Here is a 16618-nt window from a genome sequence, read left to right as displayed (position 1 = left end):
GAAATGCACCGATTGCGCTTGCCGACATCGGCCAGCCGGTTATGCTGCAAAATTATTGATTTGTTGCAGCGCAAAGGTGGGTTTTTTGCCGATCGCCGCCGAGGTCCAGACGCAGGGCCGTTCGTCCGCATCCTCTCCGCCGATGCTGGAGGTCACCGACCTTCACAAGCGATTCGGCTCCCTGGAAGTGCTCAAGGGCGTGTCCCTGTCGACCGCCAACGCCAACGTCATCTCGATGATCGGTGCCTCGGGGTCGGGCAAGTCGACCTTTCTGCGGTGCATCAACCTGCTGGAGATCCCCAATGCCGGGGAAGTCCGGGTCGACGGCGAGCTGATCAAGATGGTTCCGGGCCGCGGCGGCGTGCCGAAACCGGCCGACACAAGGCAGGTCGACCGCATCCGCTCCCGCCTCGCCATGGTGTTCCAGAGCTTCAACCTCTGGACCCACATGACCGTGCTGGAGAACGTGATCGAGGCACCGGTCCACGTCCTCGGCATGCCCAAATCCGAGGCCATCGAGAAGGCCGAGGAGCTGCTGGACAAGGTCGGCATCGCCGACAAGCGCGACCAGTATCCGGCCCATCTCTCCGGCGGCCAGCAGCAGCGCTGCGCCATCGCCCGCGCGCTGGCCATGGAGCCGCGCGTCATGCTGTTCGACGAGCCGACCTCCGCCCTCGACCCCGAACTGGTGGGCGAGGTGCTGCGGGTCATGCGCCAGCTCGCCGAGGAGGGGCGCACGATGATCATCGTCACCCACGAGATGCGCTTCGCCCGGGAGGTCTCGGACGAGGTCGTGTTCCTGCACCAGGGCCGGATCGAGGAGCAGGGTCCGCCTTCGCAGGTCTTCGGCAACCCCAACTCGGAGCGTTGCCGCCAATTCCTCGCGACCACCGAAGGGCTGGCCGTGGGGCAATAAACCCGCCAACCGGTCAAATCCGGATGGGGACGTGTTCAACCAGGAGGACTTCACATGAAAAAGCTGACAACGCTGCTGGCGGCCGCGGCACTCGCCACGGGCGTCGCCACCGCGGCTTCGGCCGCCGACTGGGGCAAGGGCTCGTCGGTGCGAATCGCCACCGAGGGCGCCTACGCGCCTTGGAACTATACCGATTCCTCGGGCAATCTCGTGGGCTTCGAGGTCGATCTCTACAACGATCTGTGCGCACGCCTCGAGCTCGAGTGCACCCTGCAGCAGCAGGCCTGGGAAGGCATCATCCCGGCGCTGCAGGCCGGCAAGTACGACGTGATCATGGCCGGCATGTCGATCACCGAGAAGCGCATGGAGGTCATCACCTTCTCGCGCGCCTATGCCGCCACCCCGGCGGTCTTCGTGGTCAAGGCCGACGGTCCGTTCGCCGATTTCTCCACCGACATCGACGCGGTGACCATGGCCGAGACCGATGACGCCGAGAAGGCCGCGATCGCCAAGGTGAAGGAAGCCTTCGCCGGCAAGACCATCGGCGTGCAGATCGCCACCACCCACGAGAACTTCCTGAACGAGTTCATCGCCGGCGACGTGACGGTGAAGACCTACGACACCCAGGAGAACCTGGACCTGGATCTGCAGGCGGGCCGCGTGGACGCCGCCCTGGCCGCCATGTCCTACTGGAAGCCGCTGCTGGAGAAGGACGAGGGCAAGGGCCTGAAGATCGTCGGTCCGGGCTTCACCGGGGGTCCGTTCGGTAACGGCGTGGGCGCCGGCATCCGTAAGGAGGACCAGGCGCTGGCCGACATGTTCTCCAAGGCGATCGGCGAGGCCGCCGCCGACGGCACGCTGAGCAAGCTGGCCATCGAGCATTTCGGCTTCGACGCCTCGGCGAAGGAATAATCCGCGCCGGATAGAACGCACAGGCGGGGACGGCCCACCGGTCGTCCCCGTCCGTTTTGAACGATCTGCGGCCAGATTTGAGGGGATGACGGGCGCATGCCGGAATGGTTGAGCCTGCTGGCCTGGGGCGACTCGGGCTGGGGCGACGAGATGGTCCGCGGCGCTGGCTGGACGCTGCTGGTGGCGGTGATGTCCTTCGCGCTCGGCATCGTGGTCGGCACCGGCGGGGCGGCGGTCAAGCTCTCCCGGATGCCCCTGGTGCCGCTGCTGGGCGACCTCTACACCACCCTGGTCCGCGGCGTTCCCGACCTGATCACCATCTACATCATCTTCTTCGGCGGCGGGCAGGCCGCCATGGCCGTCGCCAAGCTGTTCGGCTACAACGGCTATATCGAGTTCAACGCGCTGACCACCGGTGTCCTGGCGCTGGGCTTCATCTCCGGCGCCTATGCCACCGAGGTGATCCGCGGCGCCGTGCTGGCGGTGCCCAAGGGCCAGATCGAGGCCGCCAAGGCCTGCGGCATGAGCCGCTGGGTCCTGTTCCGCCGCATTCTGGTCCCCCAGGTCGCGCGCTACGCCCTGCCGGGTCTGGGCAATGTCTGGCAGCTCACCCTGAAGGACACCTCGCTGATCTCCGTGGTCGGCCTGACCGAGATCATGCGCCAGGCCTTCGTGGCGTCCGGCTCGACCAAGCAGCCGATGATCTTCTTCATCACCGCGGCGGTGCTCTACCTCGCCCTGACCTCGCTCTCCAACAAGGTGTTCGGCAAGGCGGAAGCCTTCGCCAACCGCGGCGTGCGGAGGGCCTGAGCGATGGTGACCCTGTTCGACAAACCCGGAAACACCTGGGAGCTGATCGCCAACGGTCTGCCCTGGACCCTGACGCTCGCCGGCTCGTCCCTGGCGATCGGGTTCTTCCTGGCGGTCGGTCTCGCGCTGGTGCGCCTGTCGCCCTACCGGCCGCTGCAGGCCATCGCCTATGTCTATGTCTACCTGTTCCGCTCGACCCCGCTGCTGGTGCAGATCTTCCTGATCTACTACGGCCTGGGACAGTTCGAGGCGGTGCAGCAGAGCTTCCTGTGGCCGCTCCTGCGCGAGGCACATTGGTGCGCCATCCTGGCCCTGACCCTGAACACCACCGCCTATACCTCGGAGATCATCCGCGGCGGGCTGCTGTCGGTGCCGTGGGGGCAGGTGGAGGCGGCCAAGGCCTGCGGCATGAGCACCTCGATGCGGTTCCGCCGGGTGATCTTCCCTCAGGCGATCCGCCAGGCCCTGCCGGGCTACGGCAACGAGATCGTGCTGATGATCAAGTCGACCTCGCTGGCCAGCACCATCACCATCCTGGACATGACCCTGATCGCCCGCAAGGAGACCTCGGCCACGTTCAGCATCGAGCCGCTGTTCATCGCCGCCGCCTTCTATCTGGTGATCAACTTCCTGGCGACGCGGGGCGTGATGTGGCTGGAATACCGGATGTCGCCGGACCTGCGCGAGGCCAAGACCGGCAGGACCCTGCCGGATCAGGACGTCGCCCGTGCCCATTGATCTGGTCCCCTATCCGGCCGGGGAGGTGGCGCGCCTGGAGGGCTGGCTCGACGCCCAGCATGTGAAGCGCTGGTGGAAGCCGCACTGGACCGCACCGGTGGTCGAGGCCTTTCGAGCCGGGACACCGGTGCCGGACTGGCTGCGGCCGTGGCGGATCGACCTGGACGGGCGCCCGATCGGCTATGCCCAGGACTATGACGTCATGCAGGACGGCGATGTCTGGCTGTCGGTCGACGGGGTCGGACCGGGTACCCGCGGCATCGACCTGCTGATCGGCGAGGAGGACGCGGTCAACCGCAAGCACGGCCGGGCCGCGATCCGCGCCCTGACCGCCCGGCTCTTTGCCGAGGAGGGCTGCGACCGGGTCGTCGCCGATCCCCATCCCGACCATTGGGGGGCGATCATCGCGTTCCAGAAGGCCGGCTACCGCGAGCGCGGCCGCCACCGCTTCCCGTCGGGCCAGGTCATGGTGCTGACCGCGGCGAAAGCGGTTTGGAAAGCTTGAACCGCGTCGGCTTTTGAGGAACGTTAACTCGCTGACGCCGTGCGCATCGCGACCGAGGGCTCTGTGGAAGATCTGGAAGAACTAAAACGCCGGCTCGCCGAACTGAAGACCGAACACCGTGATCTGGACGACGTGATCGCCCGCCTGATCGAGCATGCGCCGTTCGACCAGATCCAGCTCCAGCGGCTGAAGAAGCGCAAGCTCGCGCTGAAGGACCAGATGAGCCGGATCGAGAGCCAGCTTCTGCCGGACATCATCGCTTAGCCGACCCCGACTGAATCCCGCTCTGCGCAGGATGAGGTCGGTGGATCAGCCCGCCTTCTTCTCGTTGTACTTCAGGATCACCTTGCGCAGGCCGCCGCGGAGTTCGGCACCGACCGGGCCGCCGTCGCCCTTGATCTTGGCCTGGCTGATCGCCTTCAGCGCGTCGACATGCATGCCAAGCACCTCGGTCTCCGCCGGGCCGACCGTTTCCGACAGGTCGATGAACTTGCAGGCGCTGTCGCCGACCTGGCTGACCAGCGGGTAGCCGAAGGTCCCGGCCTGGCCGCGCAGGTCGTGCAGCATGCGCCGCACCTGGGCCAGCGCGTCCGTGTCGGTGCCGTCGCTCTTGCGGACGGTCTCCATCGCCTCGCCCAGGGCCGGAATGGTCGCGGCGAAGATCTCCTCGAACTCGCCGGACAGTTTCTGGACCTGCTTGTCGGCGCGGCGGATCAGGTTGGCCGGATCCACGCCCTGCTCGACCCGAACCTTCCTGCGGATCGGGTTCGGATTGTCGATGAACTCGACCTTGTGCTTGTCGTTCATCCCTGTCCCCTGAGACGCCGCTTGGGCGTCACGCCTGTCTCTTCACGTCGATATCGTCCACGTCGTCCATCGACCGGTCGTCCGCCCGGCGCTTGGGCCCCAGATAGCCGGGCTCGAATCGGCGGCGCCGGTCCGGCCCGAAATAGGACCCGGTGCGCACGAAACGGCGCGGGTTCTCGATGATCGAGACGATCCGCGCGTAGAGGGCGGCGGCCGAGACCGGCTTGGCCAGGAATTCGGTCATACCGGTATCCCGGGCCTGGAGTACGTTGCGGGCGATGGTGTTGGCCGAGACCACGATGACCGGGGTGAGCGGGTTCAGCCCACGTTTGCCGCTGCGCACGGTCTGCAGCAGCTTCGAGCCGTGCATGCCTTCCAGTTCCCAGTCCATCACGATGATGTCGGCGGCGGTGTTGCGAAGTTCTTCCAGGGCCTCTTGCCCGTCGCGCGCCTCCACGACATGGGTGACCCCGAGTCCTTTGATGACGTTAACCAATATAGACCGCATGAATCGGTTGTCCTCGACCACAAGGACCGAGATCGCATCCAATGCATAGGTCTTCATCGACATGGGCTACGCCTTTGATCACAAGCGTTTATTCTAACCCTCACGGCCCTCGATGTCAGCAAGGCTGGCTGTTCTTGAATGCGGCGGGTCCGGTTCGTATAGTCCGCGGCTTCGCGGCTGCAGGTGGCCGCGGGTACAAGTGACAACTTGGAGGCGAGTATGCCCTCACCCAAGGTCGGCGTGATCATGGGCAGCCAGTCCGACTGGTCAACCATGAAACACGTCTGCGACGTATTGGACGCGCTGGGGATCGCTTATGAGGCGCGGATCGTCTCGGCCCACCGCACGCCGAAGCGGATGGTTGAGTATGCCGAAGCGGCCAAGGATCGGGGGCTCCAGGTGATCGTGGCCGGCGCCGGCGGTGCCGCCCATCTGCCGGGGATGGTCGCCTCGATGACCACCCTGCCGGTGCTGGGCGTGCCGGTCGAAAGCAAGGCCCTGTCGGGTTGGGACAGCCTGCTCTCCATCGTGCAGATGCCGGGGGGCGTGCCGGTCGGCACCCTTGCGATCGGCAAGGCCGGGGCGACCAATGCCGGGCTGATGGCGGGATCGATCGTCGCCCTTTCAGATCCCAAGGTCGACGAGGCGCTGGCCGCCTGGCGCAAGGCGCGGACCGAGTCCGTCGCCGAAATCCCGACCGACGAGGCGTGAGCATGGCCGCCACGCCTCTTCCCGCGAACGCCACCATCGGCATCCTCGGCGGCGGCCAGCTCGGCCGGATGACCGCCCTTGCCGCCGCCCCGCTCGGCTATCGCTGCCACATCTACGATCCCGACGCGGCCGGCGGCCCGGCGGCCCAGGTCTCCTTCGCGGCGACCTCGGCGGCCTGGGACGACTGGTCGGCCCTCGACGCCTTCGCCGAGGCGGTCGACGTGGTCACCTACGAGTTCGAGAACGTGCCGGTCGAGACGGTCGAATACCTGATGCGGCGCGTCCCGGTGCGCCCGGGGCCGAAGGCGCTGGAGGTGGCGCAGCACCGGGTGGTGGAGAAGAGCTTCGCCCGCGACCAGGGGCTGGAGACCGCGCAGTTCTGGGGCGTGACCACCCTGGACGAACTGATCGACGGCCTGTCGGCGGTCGGCGTGCCGGCGATCCTGAAGACCTGCCGACTCGGCTATGACGGCAAGGGACAGATCCGGGTCGATATGGAATCCAGCCTCGCCACGGTCTGGGAGGAGCTGGGCAGCGACGACGCCATCCTGGAGCGCATGGTGCGCTTCACTACCGAGGTCTCCGTCATCGCCGCCCGCGGCGTCGATGGCGAGATCGCCTGCTTCCCGGTCACCGAGAACAGCCATGTGGACGGCATCCTGCGGCGGTCCGTGGTGCCGGCCCGGGTGTCGGACGAGGTCGCCGCGGCCGCCCGCAAGGCGGCGGAGACGCTGATCGCCGCCCTCGACATGGTCGGCCTGCTGGCGGTGGAGATGTTCGTCACCGAGGAGGGCGAGGTGCTGATCAACGAGGTCGCGCCCCGGCCGCATAATTCCGGTCACTGGACCCAGAACGGCTGTGCCACATCCCAGTTCGAGCAGTTCGTGCGCGCGGTGGCCGGCCTGCCGCTGGGGCCGACCGATATCCTGATCGAGAGCGAGATGCTCAACCTGATCGGCGACGACGTGGAGAAGGTGCCGGGCTATCTGCGCGACCCGGAGGCCCATGTGCATCTGTACGGCAAGGCGGAGGCCCGCCCCGGCCGCAAGATGGGCCATGTGAACCGGCGGCTCAGCCCGCGCCGAGATTAGCCAGCCGCTGCTGGATCGCGTCGCGGATCGGCGAATCCTCCGGCAGGCGCTCCAGCAGCCGGGTCCACAGCTCCCGCGCGGTGTCGGCATCGCCTCGACGCTCGGCGATCATGCCGCCGAAGAACAGGCCTTCGGGATTGTCCGGCTCGATCTCGCGCACCCGGGCGACGGTGTCGATGAATGCCTGGGGCATCGCCCGGTTGCCGGCGCCCGGCGGGAACAGGGCGCGGGCATAGTCGAGCTGCACGTCGGCCCGCTCGGGCGCCCGATCCGCGGCTTCTTTGTAGGCCGCCACCGACTTCTCCGGCTCGCCCAGCACCTGCCAGGACCGGCCCAGCCGCAGCCAGCCGTCGATATCGCTCGGATCCTCCTGCAGCCGGGCCTCCAGCCCGTCGACCATGCCGCGGATCATCGCCAGACGGTCTTCCGGCGCCATGTCCCGGGCGGCGGCCACGTCCTCCTGGCTCGGCCCGCGCGGGCCCGAAGCCGTCGGCCGGTCGCCCAGGACCTCTTCGCGCAGAGCCGCGACATCGATGCCGTTCTCGGCGGCGACGTCCTCGATCCGCTGCATCAGTCCGGCCCGCCAGGGCGCGTCGGGCGGCGTGTCGGCGGCCAGGGCGACCCACTGCCGCAGGGCGGCGTCGGCGTCGCCCATCTGCAGCGCGCCCAGGGCCAGGTAATAGCGGGCGCGCGGGTCGGCCGGCGCGATCTCCAGGACCTCGCGGAACGCCCGGCGGGCGTCCGGCGTCACGATTCCCCGGTCGCGGCGGACCAGGGCCTCGGCCATCTCGCCGACCGCCTCGCTGCCGCCGCCGAGCTCGGCGGCACGCTGGAAGGCGAGGGCGGCCTGCTCGAAATCGCCGAGCGCCAGCCGCGAGCGGCCGAGCAGCATCCAGCCTTCCAGATCGTCCGGCTGGCTGCCGAGGCGCTGCTCCAGGTTCTGCACCATTTCCATGATGCCGCGCTGGCGCTGGGCCAGCTCGGCCATGCGGGCGCGCTCATCCGCCCGGGCGGAGAGCGGCAGGTCGGGCATGCCGGGGCTGCCGGCATGCAGATAGACCAGTGCGGTGGCGACCGGCATGCCGACGATGACCAGGGCGGCCACGGTGAACCGGCGCCAGCGGGTGGCGCTCGGATCGGCCGGGGCGGCGGTCTCGCCCCGGTCCGCTTCGGCCAGGATGCGGCGCTCCACCTCGATCCGGGCGGCGTCCGCCTCCGCGTCGGCCAGCCGGCCGGCGGCCCGGTCGCGCTCGATCTCGGCGAGCTGGTCCTTCAGCACCGCCAGGCCGTGCTCGGCGCGGGAACTCGACTGCGACCGCCCGCGGGCGAGCGGGGTGATCAGGGCGAGCACGGTGGCGAACAGCAGAATGCCGGCGACGGCCCAGAACATCACGCCGTCCTCCCGGTACCGTCGTCACCCTCGTCCAGCAGCGCGTCCAGGCGCCGGCGCTCCTCCGGCGTCAGCGGGGTAGGCGCGGCCGATTTCCGGCGCCGGGCCAGGGTGACAACCACCGCGATCGCCCCCAGGCCGAGCAGGACGGCGGGGCCGTACCACAGGATCAGCGTGCTCTCGGTCTTCGGCGGCTCCAGCAGCACGAAGGGGCCGTAGCGGGCCACCAGGTAGTCGAGGACCTCCTCGTTGCTGTCGCCGGCGACCAGCCGCTCGCGCACCAGCAGGCGCAGGTCGCGGGCCAGCTCGGCATTGCTGTCGTCGATCGACTGGTTCTGGCAGACGAGGCAGCGCACCTCCGCGCTCAGGGTGCGGGCACGGGCCTCCAGGGAGGGATCGTCGAGCACCTCGTCCGGCTGCACGGCGAGCGCCGGGGCGGTGCCGAGCGCCAGAACGGCGAGGAGGAGCAGGGTCCGTATCATTGCTCCAGTTCCTTCAGCAGCGGCACCAGGGTCGCCTCGGCCACCCGGTCGGTCACTTCGCCAACATGGCGGTGGCGGATCACGCCCTTGGCATCGATCACATAGGTCTCGGGCACCCCGTAGACGCCGAATTCGATCCCGGTACGGCCGTCGCGGTCGACCCCGATCCTTTCGTAGGGATTGCCGAGATCGGCCAGGAACCGGCGCGTCGCCACCGGATCGTCCTTGTAGGCGAGGCCGTAGACGGTGACCCCGTCGCCGGCCATGGCCTGCAGGCGGGGGATCTCGGCCCGGCAGGGGGCGCACCAGGAGGCGAAGACGTTGACCAGCACCGGCTTGCCGGCCAGGTCGGTGGACGCCAGCCCCGGCTCGCCGGGCTCCAGCCCGGGCAGGTCGAAGGCCGGCACCGGCTTGTCCAGCAGCACCGAGGGCAGTTCCTGCGGGTTGCGTCCCTCCAGGATCGGCCAGCCCAGGGCGACGACCAGGGCGACGGCGGCGAGCAGCGGGATCAGGGCGAACAGGCGGCGCACGGGCTCAGTGGTCTCCGCCAGCGGCGGCCATCGCCATCCGGTCGCGCCGCGGCGCCGGGACGCCGACGCGCAGGCGCCGGTCGGCCAGGGACACCAGCCCGCCCAGAGACATCAGGAAGCCGCCGACCCAGATCCACATGACCAGCGTCTTGTAGTAGACTCGGATGGTCCAGCGGTCGCCGTCGGCCGGCTCGCCCAGCACGGTGTAGAGGTCGCCCATCGGACGGACTCGGATCGCCGCCTCGGTGGTCTGCTGGCCCTCGGCCGGGAAGAAGCGCCGCTCGGATTCCAGGCGCTGACCGTCCTCCAGCACGAAGGTGCCGACCTGGGCGTTGAAGTTGGGACCCGCCCGCTCGGTCACCCCGTCGAAAGTCAGGGTGTGGCCGGCGATCTCCACCTTGTCGCCGCGCGCGGCATAGCGCACGACCTCGGCGCTGAAATAGGTCTCGCCCACCGCGCCGACGATGAACACCGCCAGCCCGAGATGGGCCAGGGTCATGCCGTAGGCAGCGCGGGGCAGGCCGGCGGCCCGGGACAGGGAGTTGGCGAGCGGCACCCGGAAGAGCCGCACCCGGTCGGCCCATTCGGTCAGCACGGCGATCGCCAGCCAGGCGGCCAGCGCCATGCCCAGGGCGGCCCCCACCGGCGCACCCTGCAGCCAGGCCAGCGCCAGGCCGAGCGAGATCGCGATGATGGCGGCGGCCCAGAGATTGTGCAGGGCGCCGGCCAGGTCGCCGCGTTTCCACGCCAGAAGCGGTCCGATGCCGACGGCGATGATCAGCGGCACCATCAGCGGCACGAAGGTCGCCTCGAAGAACGGCGGACCGACGGAGACCTTCTCGCCGGTCACGGTCTCCAGCGCCAGCGGATACAGGGTGCCGATCAGCACGGTCGCCGCGGCGGTGGCGGTCAGCAGGTTGTTCAGGACCAGCCCGCCCTCGCGGCTGATCGGGCGGAACACGCCGCCGCCCTCCATCGACGGCGCCCGCCAGGCGTAGAGTGCGAAGGACCCGACGATGGCGATGGCCAGCAGGACCAGGATGAACATGCCGCGCTCGGGATCGACGGCGAAGGCATGCACGCTGGTCAGCACGCCGGAGCGCACCAGGAAGGTGCCGAGCAGCGACAGGGCGAAGGCGATCAGGGCGAGCAGGATGGTCCAGCTCTTCAGGGCGTCCCGCTTCTCCACCACGATGGCCGAGTGCAGCAGGGCGGTCGCCGCCAGCCAGGGCATGAAGCTGGCATTCTCCACCGGGTCCCAGAACCACCAGCCGCCCCAGCCGAGCTCGTAATAGGCCCAGCCCGAGCCGAGGATGATGCCGGCGGTCAGGGCCACCCAGGCGGCCAGCGTCCACGGCCGCACCCAGCGCGCCCAGGACGGATCGACCCGGCCCTCCAGCAGGGCGGCGACGGCGAAGGAGAAGGTGGTGGAGAGGCCGACATAACCGAGATAGAGCATCGGCGGGTGCAGGGCGAGGCCGATATCCTGCAGCAGCGGGTTCAGCCCGCGGCCGTCGATCGGCGGCGGCACGACCCGCTCGAACGGGTTGGAGGTGAACAGGATGAAGGTCAGGAAGCCGATGCCGATCAGGCCCTGGATCGCGATGGTCCGCGCCCGCAGGCTCTCCGGCAGATTGCCGCCGAACGCCGCCACCGCCGCGCCGAACAGCGACAGTATCAGCACCCAGAGCAGCATCGAACCCTCGTGGTTCCCCCACACGCCGGAGACCTTGTAGATCATCGGCTTCAGCGAATGGGAATTCGCGGCCACGTTGGAGACCGAGAAGTCCGAGGTCACGAAGGCGTGGGTCAGCGCGCCGAAGGACAGGATCAGGGCGGCGAACTGAACCAGTGCTGCCGGCCGGGCCATCGCCATCAGCGTCGGGTCGCGCCGGGCGGCACCATAGAGCGGCACCACCGTCTGGAAGACGGCGACGACCAGGGCGGCGGCGAGCGCCAGATGGCCGAGTTCGGCGATCATGATCCGCCTCCGGCTTTCGGCGCCGCGCCGGACGGCATCTCACCCTCTTTCCAGTGGCCCTGCGCCTTCAGGGCGTCGGCGACTTCCTTGGGCATGTAGGTCTCGTCGTGCTTGGCCAGGACCTCGTCGGCCTGGAACACGGCGTTCTGCAGCCGGCCCTGGGCGACGATGCCCTGACCCTCGCGGAACAGGTCGGGCAGGATGCCGACATAACGCACGGTCAGGGTGGTGTTGCCGTCGGTGACGTTGAAGCGGATCTCCGCATCGGCCGGACCGCGCTCCACCGACCCGCTCTCCACCAGGCCGCCGACCCGGATCCGGCGCTCCGGATCGACCGGCTTGGCCTGCAGGTCGGTCGGGCTGAAGAAGAAGACGACGCTGTCCTCGAAGGCGGTCAGCACCAGCCCGGCGGCGATACCGAGGAAGGCGAGGCCGCCGACGATCAGGGCGATGCGCTGGTTCTTGCGGGTCATCGCCCACCTCCCGCCGTCTCGCCGGGGCGCCGGATATCGGCGCCGAGCTCCCGCAGCCGCGCCACCTCCGCCTCGCGGCGGCGCGCTCCGGTCCAGGAATTGACCAGAAGGCCGATCAGCACGAGTGCGGCGATTCCGTAGGACGGCCAGACATAGGCCGCGTATCCGCCCATCGAGAAATAGTCCACGCCCGGTTCTCCCCGGTCTGCATCGCGCGTGTTCCCGCGCGCCGTTGAGGACCAAACCTAAGGGTTCCGGTCCGCCTCGCCAAGCGCGACGACCGCCGTTCCCATGCGGCCAATCGCATCATGAAGACATTGGCAATGTGGTCTAGCGGGCCGCGGCGGCAAGTCTCATCTGGCGCAGGCGCCGGCCGGCATACAGACCGCGCAGCCGCAGGATCATCATCACCCCGAACAGGGCGAAATACGCCCCCGCCATCAGCAGCAGCGGCAGCAGCATCTCCGGCGCGATGGCGGGGCCGTCCATCCGCAGCACGCTGGCCGGCTGGTGCAGGGTGTTCCACCAGTCGACGGAGAACTTGATGATCGGCAGGTTCACCGCCCCGACCAGGGCCAGGACCGCGCCGGCCCTCCCGCCCCGGTCCGGGTCGTCGAAGGCGTTCACAAGCGCGATATAGCCGAGATACAGGAAGAACAGGATCAGCACCGAGGTCAGCCGCGCGTCCCAGACCCACCAGGTGCCCCACATGGGCTGGCCCCAGAGCGAGCCGGTGGCCAGCGAGATCAGGGTGAAGCCGGCGCCGATCGGGGCCGCGGCCCGGGCGGCGAGGTCGGCCAGCACATGCTTCCAGATCAGGAAGGACGCCCCGGCAAGCGCCATGGTGGCATAGCAGGCTAGGGCGGCCCAGGCGGCCGGCACATGGACGTACATGATCCGCACCGTCTCGCCCTGCTGGTAGTCGGCGGGGCTGTCGAACAGCGCGTAGTACAGGCCCGAGGCGAACAGGCCGGCGCATACCACCGCCAGTACCGGCAGGACGGCGTTGGCGATGCGGAAGAACCGGGTCGGATTGGCGAAGCGGTGCATGACGGGAAGGATATTGCTCAGTCGAGCGCCTGGCGCAAGGCGGCACCGGCGGCGAGCGGTGCCAGCGGGATCGACGCGGCCAGGATCGCGCCCAGGAACAGCAGGTGAACCCGGACCGTAAGCCCGGCCCCGGCGGCCTCGATCGCCGAGACGGCGAAGATCAGCACCGGGATCAGCAGGGGCAGGACGATCAGCGCCACCAGAACGCCGGCCCGCCGGGCGCCGACCACCAGGGCCGCCCCGACCGTGCCGAACAGGCTCACCACCGGCGTTCCCAGCGCCAGGGTGGCCACCAGGGCGAGGTAGGACTCCGCCGCCAGGTTCAGGCTGACCGCCAGCAGCGGGGCCAGCACCAGCATCGGCAGGCCGGTGGTCAGCCAGTGGGCGCAGGCCTTGGCCAGCGCCAGCACCGACAGCGGCAGGCCGGACAGGGCGAGCTGTTCCAGCCCGCCATCCTCGGAATCCTGCTGGAACAGCCGGTCGAAGGACAGCATGGCGGCGAGCAGGGCGGTGACCCAGAGCACCGCCGGCGCGATCCGGGCGAGCAGCTCCGGCGTGGGGCCCAGCCCGAGCGGGAAAAGGGCGACCACCACGACGAAGAACGCCAGGGTCATGGCGATGTCGGTGCCCTGACGCCGGGCCAGCCGCAGGTCGCGGGCGATGACGGCCAGGAACGCGCTCACAGCAGGGCCTCGTCGAGGGCGCTGAGCGACCAGGCGAAGCCGCCCGGATCGAGGGTCGCGTCGCCGGGGCCGAGGTCGAGGGCGATATGGGTGGCGGCGATCACCATGCCACCGGCCGCCCGATGCGCGGCGATGGCCCGTTCCAAGGCGGCGACCGAGGCGGTGTCCAGCCCGACCGTCGGCTCGTCCAGCAGCCAGAGCGGGCAGCCGGACGCGATCACCCGGGCGAGCGCCACCCTGCGGCGCTGTCCCGCCGACAGCCACCCGGCCGGCAGGTCCGCCAGCCGCTGCAGGTCGAGCAGGTCGAAGGCCCGGTCGAGCGCCTGCGGGTCCCGCCGTCCGGCGACAGAGAGCAGGGTCTGCGCGTTCTCGCGGGCGGTCAGGGCGGATTTCAGGGCGTCGGCATGACCGAGATAGGCGATGCGCCGGCCATGGGCGCCGGGATCCTCGGCGATCGGGTGGTCGTGCCAGCGGACCACGCCCTTCATCGGGGCGAGCAGGCCGGCCACCACCCGCAGGACCGTGCTCTTGCCGCCGCCGTTCGGGCCGGCTAGGCGCAGCGCGCCGCCGGGATCGACCGCCAGGGATAGGCCGGCGAAGACGGGGCGTCCGCCGCGGGCCACGGCGATGTCCGTGGCGGTCAGGCGGGCGGGCGCGGGGGAAAGCTCGGTCATCGTCCCTCTATAGCGCGGGACGATGGCGATTACACGGTTTGGAGAGGGAGAGGAAAAACCGGTGGAAGCGGCACCGCATCTGCGGGGGGAGGGGAGGGTGCGATGCCGCTTCCGAGGCAGTCCGGGAGTAATCTCCCGACCAGATCATGGCTCTTTGACTGGCCTTGAAAGTGATATAGGGACCCGGTGGTCCTGTTTCGAGGGGGCAGGCAGACTGCGACGCTTCGCCGCATGCCTTTCATTGTGAGGATTGGCGCACCTGCCGGGGTCGTCTAGTCTGCCCGCGCTCAATGGGAGGAACATAAATGCCGTTCACGCCAGCCTCCGACGCCCTGAAGCACATCAAGGTGTTGGACCTCACCCGGGTGCGTTCCGGGCCCACCTGTGTGCGCCAGCTCGCCGACTGGGGCGCCAATGTCATCAAGGTCGAGCTGCCCGAGGCGCTCGAGGGCGGCAACCAGCTCGGCGGCAAGCGTCACGGCTCGGATTTCCAGAACCTGCACCGCAACAAGCGGGCGATGTCGCTGAACCTGAAGGATCCCGACGGCGTCGCGGTCCTGAAGAAGCTGGTGGAGAGCGCCGACGTGGTGGTGGAGAATTTCCGCCCCGACGTGAAGACCCGGCTCGGCATCGATTACGAGACGCTGTCGGCGATCAACCCGCGCATCGTCTACGCCTCCATCTCCGGCTTCGGCCAGGACGGCCCCTACGAGAAGCGCCCGGGATTCGACCAGATCGCCCAGGGCATGGGCGGGCTGATGAGCATCACCGGCCTGGTCGGCCAGGGCCCCGTGCGCGCCGGCATCCCGGTCGCCGACCTGACCGCCGGACTGTTCGCCTCCATCGGCATCTTCGTCGCTCTGCTGGAGCGCGAGCAGAGCGGCAAGGGCCAATGGGTGCAGACCTCGCTGCTGCAGGCCATGACCTTCATGCTCGACTTCCAGGCTGCGCGCTGGACCATGGACGGCAACGTGCCGAAACAGGCGGGCAACGACCATCCGACCTCCATTCCGACCGGCGTGTTCACCACCACCGACGGTCATATCAACATCGCGGTGGCCGGTCAGGCGATCTGGAAACGGTTCTGCACGGCGATCGGCCGCGACGACCTGGCGGAGCATCCCGACTACGTCACGGGCGAGCTGCGCTCGGCCAACCGCCATGCGCTGAACGCCATCATCGACGAGGTCACCCGCACCAAGTCGTCCGAGGAATGGGTCGACCTGTTCAACGAGGCCGGCGTGCCGGCCGGGCCGATCAATACCATCGACAAGGTCTTCCAGGATCCGCAGATCCAGCATCTCGGCATGCAGCGCGGCGTCGACTCGCCGAATGTCGGCCGCCGGATCGATCTGGTCGCCCAGCCGATCAAGATGTCGCGGACCCCGAGCGAGATCGTCGTCTACCCGCCGGATCCCGGCGAGCAGACCGACGAGATCCTGGCCGAGCACGGCTACAGCGCGGCCGAGATCGCGGATCTGCGCGGCCGCAGCGTTATCTAAGTCATACGAACAGACAGAACTCAGGAGCCAGCAAGACCATGGCCACAGCCGAAGCTTCCGAAAACCGCCTTCTCGTCGAGCGCCGCGGGCGCGTCGGCGTGGTGACCTTCAACAACCCCGCCAAGCACAACGCCATGTCGCTCGACATGTGGCGCGAGGGCCGCGAGGCGGTCGCCACCTTCGCCGAGGATGACGAGATCCGCTGCGTCGTGCTGACCGGTGCCGGCGACAAGGCTTTCGTGGCCGGCGCCGACATCTCGAAGTTCGAGAACGAGCGCTCCTCGGTCGAGCATATCGAGGTCTACAACCAGGCGGTCGCCGATTTCCACGACACCGTCCAGAACCTGCGCAAGCCGACCATCGCGCGGATCAACGGCTACTGCATCGGTGGCGGCCTCGCCATCGCGCTGGATGCCGATATCCGCGTGTGCTCCGATGATTCGCGCTTTGCGGTCCCGGCCGCCAAGCTCGGCATCGGCTACGCCTTTGAGGGCGTGCGCCGGCTGTACGACATCGTCGGCCCGCAATTCGTGGCCGAGATCTTCTACACCGCCCGCCAGTTCGACGCCGAGGAGGCGCGGATCATGGGCCTGGTGAACCGGGTGGTGCCGAAGGCCGAGCTCGACGACGTGCTGTGGTCGATGGCCGACCGGATCGCCGGCAACGCGCCGCTCTCCGTCCAGGCGGTGAAGGCCTCGCTGATCGAGCTGGCCAAGCCCCAGGGCGAGTGGGACCTGTCCCAGCCGGACGCCGCCGTGCGCAAGTGCTTCGGCAGCAACGACTACAAGGAAGGCCGGACCGCCTTCATGGAGAAGCGCACCCCCAACTTCACGGCGACCTGACGCCGGAACCAGG

General features: G+C 68.9%; 21 protein-coding genes. 10 read left to right on the top strand and 11 right to left on the bottom strand.

The window, feature by feature from the left end:
• Positions 1 to 142: 142 nt before the first annotated feature.
• The 6 genes from ACOQOP_RS16225 (at position 143) to ACOQOP_RS16200 (ending at position 4145) form a co-directional block, all read left to right on the top strand.
• Complete coding sequence (locus tag ACOQOP_RS16225; protein ID WP_420566538.1) at positions 143 to 916, top strand: ABC transporter ATP-binding protein; 774 nt, start codon at positions 143 to 145, stop codon at positions 914 to 916.
• A 54-nt stretch (positions 917 to 970) separates the two neighbouring features.
• A complete protein-coding gene (locus ACOQOP_RS16220) occupies positions 971 to 1828 on the top strand; it encodes a transporter substrate-binding domain-containing protein (protein ID WP_420562855.1) in 858 nt (285 codons plus the stop codon).
• Between the two features lie 96 nt (positions 1829 to 1924).
• On the top strand, positions 1925 to 2638 hold the full coding sequence (locus ACOQOP_RS16215; RefSeq protein WP_420562854.1) for an ABC transporter permease: 714 nt from the start codon (positions 1925 to 1927) through the stop codon (positions 2636 to 2638).
• Between the two features lie 3 nt (positions 2639 to 2641).
• Positions 2642 to 3376 carry an ABC transporter permease gene (locus ACOQOP_RS16210; RefSeq protein ID WP_420562853.1) on the top strand — a complete coding sequence of 245 codons (735 nt, stop codon included), beginning with the start codon at positions 2642 to 2644 and terminating at the stop codon, positions 3374 to 3376.
• The gene (locus ACOQOP_RS16205; RefSeq protein ID WP_420562852.1) at positions 3366 to 3881 is read left to right on the top strand and encodes a GNAT family N-acetyltransferase; all 516 of its coding nucleotides are present in this window, start codon (positions 3366 to 3368) and stop codon (positions 3879 to 3881) included. The genes ACOQOP_RS16210 and ACOQOP_RS16205 overlap by 11 nt, the downstream gene beginning before the upstream one ends.
• A gap of 39 nt (positions 3882 to 3920) precedes the next feature.
• On the top strand, positions 3921 to 4145 hold the full coding sequence (locus tag ACOQOP_RS16200; RefSeq protein WP_420562851.1) for a YdcH family protein: 225 nt from the start codon (positions 3921 to 3923) through the stop codon (positions 4143 to 4145).
• A gap of 45 nt (positions 4146 to 4190) precedes the next feature.
• Here the strand turns inward: ACOQOP_RS16200 and ACOQOP_RS16195 are convergent, their stop codons facing one another.
• Together ACOQOP_RS16195 and ACOQOP_RS16190 are read right to left on the bottom strand one after the other, a co-directional pair.
• A complete protein-coding gene (locus tag ACOQOP_RS16195; protein ID WP_420562850.1) occupies positions 4191 to 4688 on the bottom strand; it encodes an Hpt domain-containing protein in 498 nt (165 codons plus the stop codon).
• A 28-nt stretch (positions 4689 to 4716) separates the two neighbouring features.
• Entirely contained in the window at positions 4717 to 5259 is a 543-nt protein-coding gene (locus ACOQOP_RS16190; protein WP_420562849.1) for a response regulator, read from the bottom strand.
• Between the two features lie 156 nt (positions 5260 to 5415).
• On the opposite strand from ACOQOP_RS16190, the gene purE reads away from it, so the two are divergent.
• Both purE and ACOQOP_RS16180 read left to right on the top strand, forming a co-directional pair.
• The gene (gene purE / locus ACOQOP_RS16185; protein WP_420562848.1) at positions 5416 to 5907 is read left to right on the top strand and encodes a 5-(carboxyamino)imidazole ribonucleotide mutase; all 492 of its coding nucleotides are present in this window, start codon (positions 5416 to 5418) and stop codon (positions 5905 to 5907) included.
• Positions 5908 to 5909: 2 nt separating this feature from the next.
• Entirely contained in the window at positions 5910 to 6998 is a 1089-nt protein-coding gene (locus tag ACOQOP_RS16180) for a 5-(carboxyamino)imidazole ribonucleotide synthase (protein ID WP_420562847.1), read from the top strand.
• Here ACOQOP_RS16180 and ccmI read toward each other — a convergent pair.
• The 9 genes from ccmI to ccmA form a co-directional block, all read right to left on the bottom strand.
• Entirely contained in the window at positions 6979 to 8388 is a 1410-nt protein-coding gene (gene ccmI / locus ACOQOP_RS16175) for a c-type cytochrome biogenesis protein CcmI (RefSeq protein WP_420566537.1), read from the bottom strand. The two genes, ACOQOP_RS16180 and ccmI, sit on opposite strands and share 20 nt — an antisense overlap.
• A complete protein-coding gene (locus tag ACOQOP_RS16170; RefSeq protein ID WP_420562846.1) occupies positions 8388 to 8870 on the bottom strand; it encodes a cytochrome c-type biogenesis protein in 483 nt (160 codons plus the stop codon). Before ACOQOP_RS16170 ends, ccmI begins: the two co-directional genes overlap by 1 nt.
• Positions 8867 to 9400 carry a DsbE family thiol:disulfide interchange protein gene (locus tag ACOQOP_RS16165; protein ID WP_420562845.1) on the bottom strand — a complete coding sequence of 178 codons (534 nt, stop codon included), beginning with the start codon at positions 9398 to 9400 and terminating at the stop codon, positions 8867 to 8869. The genes ACOQOP_RS16170 and ACOQOP_RS16165 overlap by 4 nt, the downstream gene beginning before the upstream one ends.
• Positions 9401 to 9404: 4 nt before the next feature.
• On the bottom strand, positions 9405 to 11381 hold the full coding sequence (locus ACOQOP_RS16160; RefSeq protein WP_420562844.1) for a heme lyase CcmF/NrfE family subunit: 1977 nt from the start codon (positions 11379 to 11381) through the stop codon (positions 9405 to 9407).
• The gene (gene ccmE, locus ACOQOP_RS16155) at positions 11378 to 11854 is read right to left on the bottom strand and encodes a cytochrome c maturation protein CcmE (RefSeq protein WP_420562843.1); all 477 of its coding nucleotides are present in this window, start codon (positions 11852 to 11854) and stop codon (positions 11378 to 11380) included. Before ccmE ends, ACOQOP_RS16160 begins: the two co-directional genes overlap by 4 nt.
• A complete protein-coding gene (gene ccmD / locus ACOQOP_RS16150) occupies positions 11851 to 12042 on the bottom strand; it encodes a heme exporter protein CcmD (protein WP_420562842.1) in 192 nt (63 codons plus the stop codon). Before ccmD ends, ccmE begins: the two co-directional genes overlap by 4 nt.
• Before the next feature lie 142 nt (positions 12043 to 12184).
• Positions 12185 to 12904 carry a heme ABC transporter permease gene (locus ACOQOP_RS16145; protein ID WP_420562841.1) on the bottom strand — a complete coding sequence of 240 codons (720 nt, stop codon included), beginning with the start codon at positions 12902 to 12904 and terminating at the stop codon, positions 12185 to 12187.
• Positions 12905 to 12921: 17 nt separating this feature from the next.
• Positions 12922 to 13587, bottom strand: a complete 666-nt coding sequence (gene ccmB, locus ACOQOP_RS16140) for a heme exporter protein CcmB (RefSeq protein ID WP_420562840.1) — start codon at positions 13585 to 13587, stop codon at positions 12922 to 12924.
• Positions 13584 to 14261, bottom strand: a complete 678-nt coding sequence (gene ccmA / locus ACOQOP_RS16135; RefSeq protein WP_420562839.1) for a heme ABC exporter ATP-binding protein CcmA — start codon at positions 14259 to 14261, stop codon at positions 13584 to 13586. Before ccmA ends, ccmB begins: the two co-directional genes overlap by 4 nt.
• A gap of 305 nt (positions 14262 to 14566) precedes the next feature.
• Here ccmA and ACOQOP_RS16130 point away from each other — a divergent pair, with 305 nt between their 5' ends.
• Entirely contained in the window at positions 14567 to 15763 is a 1197-nt protein-coding gene (locus ACOQOP_RS16130) for a CaiB/BaiF CoA transferase family protein (RefSeq protein ID WP_420562838.1), read from the top strand.
• Positions 15764 to 15801: 38 nt separating this feature from the next.
• A complete protein-coding gene (locus ACOQOP_RS16125; protein WP_420562837.1) occupies positions 15802 to 16605 on the top strand; it encodes an enoyl-CoA hydratase in 804 nt (267 codons plus the stop codon).
• The last annotated feature ends 13 nt before the right edge of the window (positions 16606 to 16618 follow it).

The sequence above is a fragment of the Thalassobaculum sp. genome (assembly GCF_965223715.1).
Taxonomy (GTDB): Bacteria; Pseudomonadota; Alphaproteobacteria; order Thalassobaculales; family Thalassobaculaceae; genus Thalassobaculum.
This window is presented reverse-complemented; position numbering and strand designations above follow the sequence as displayed.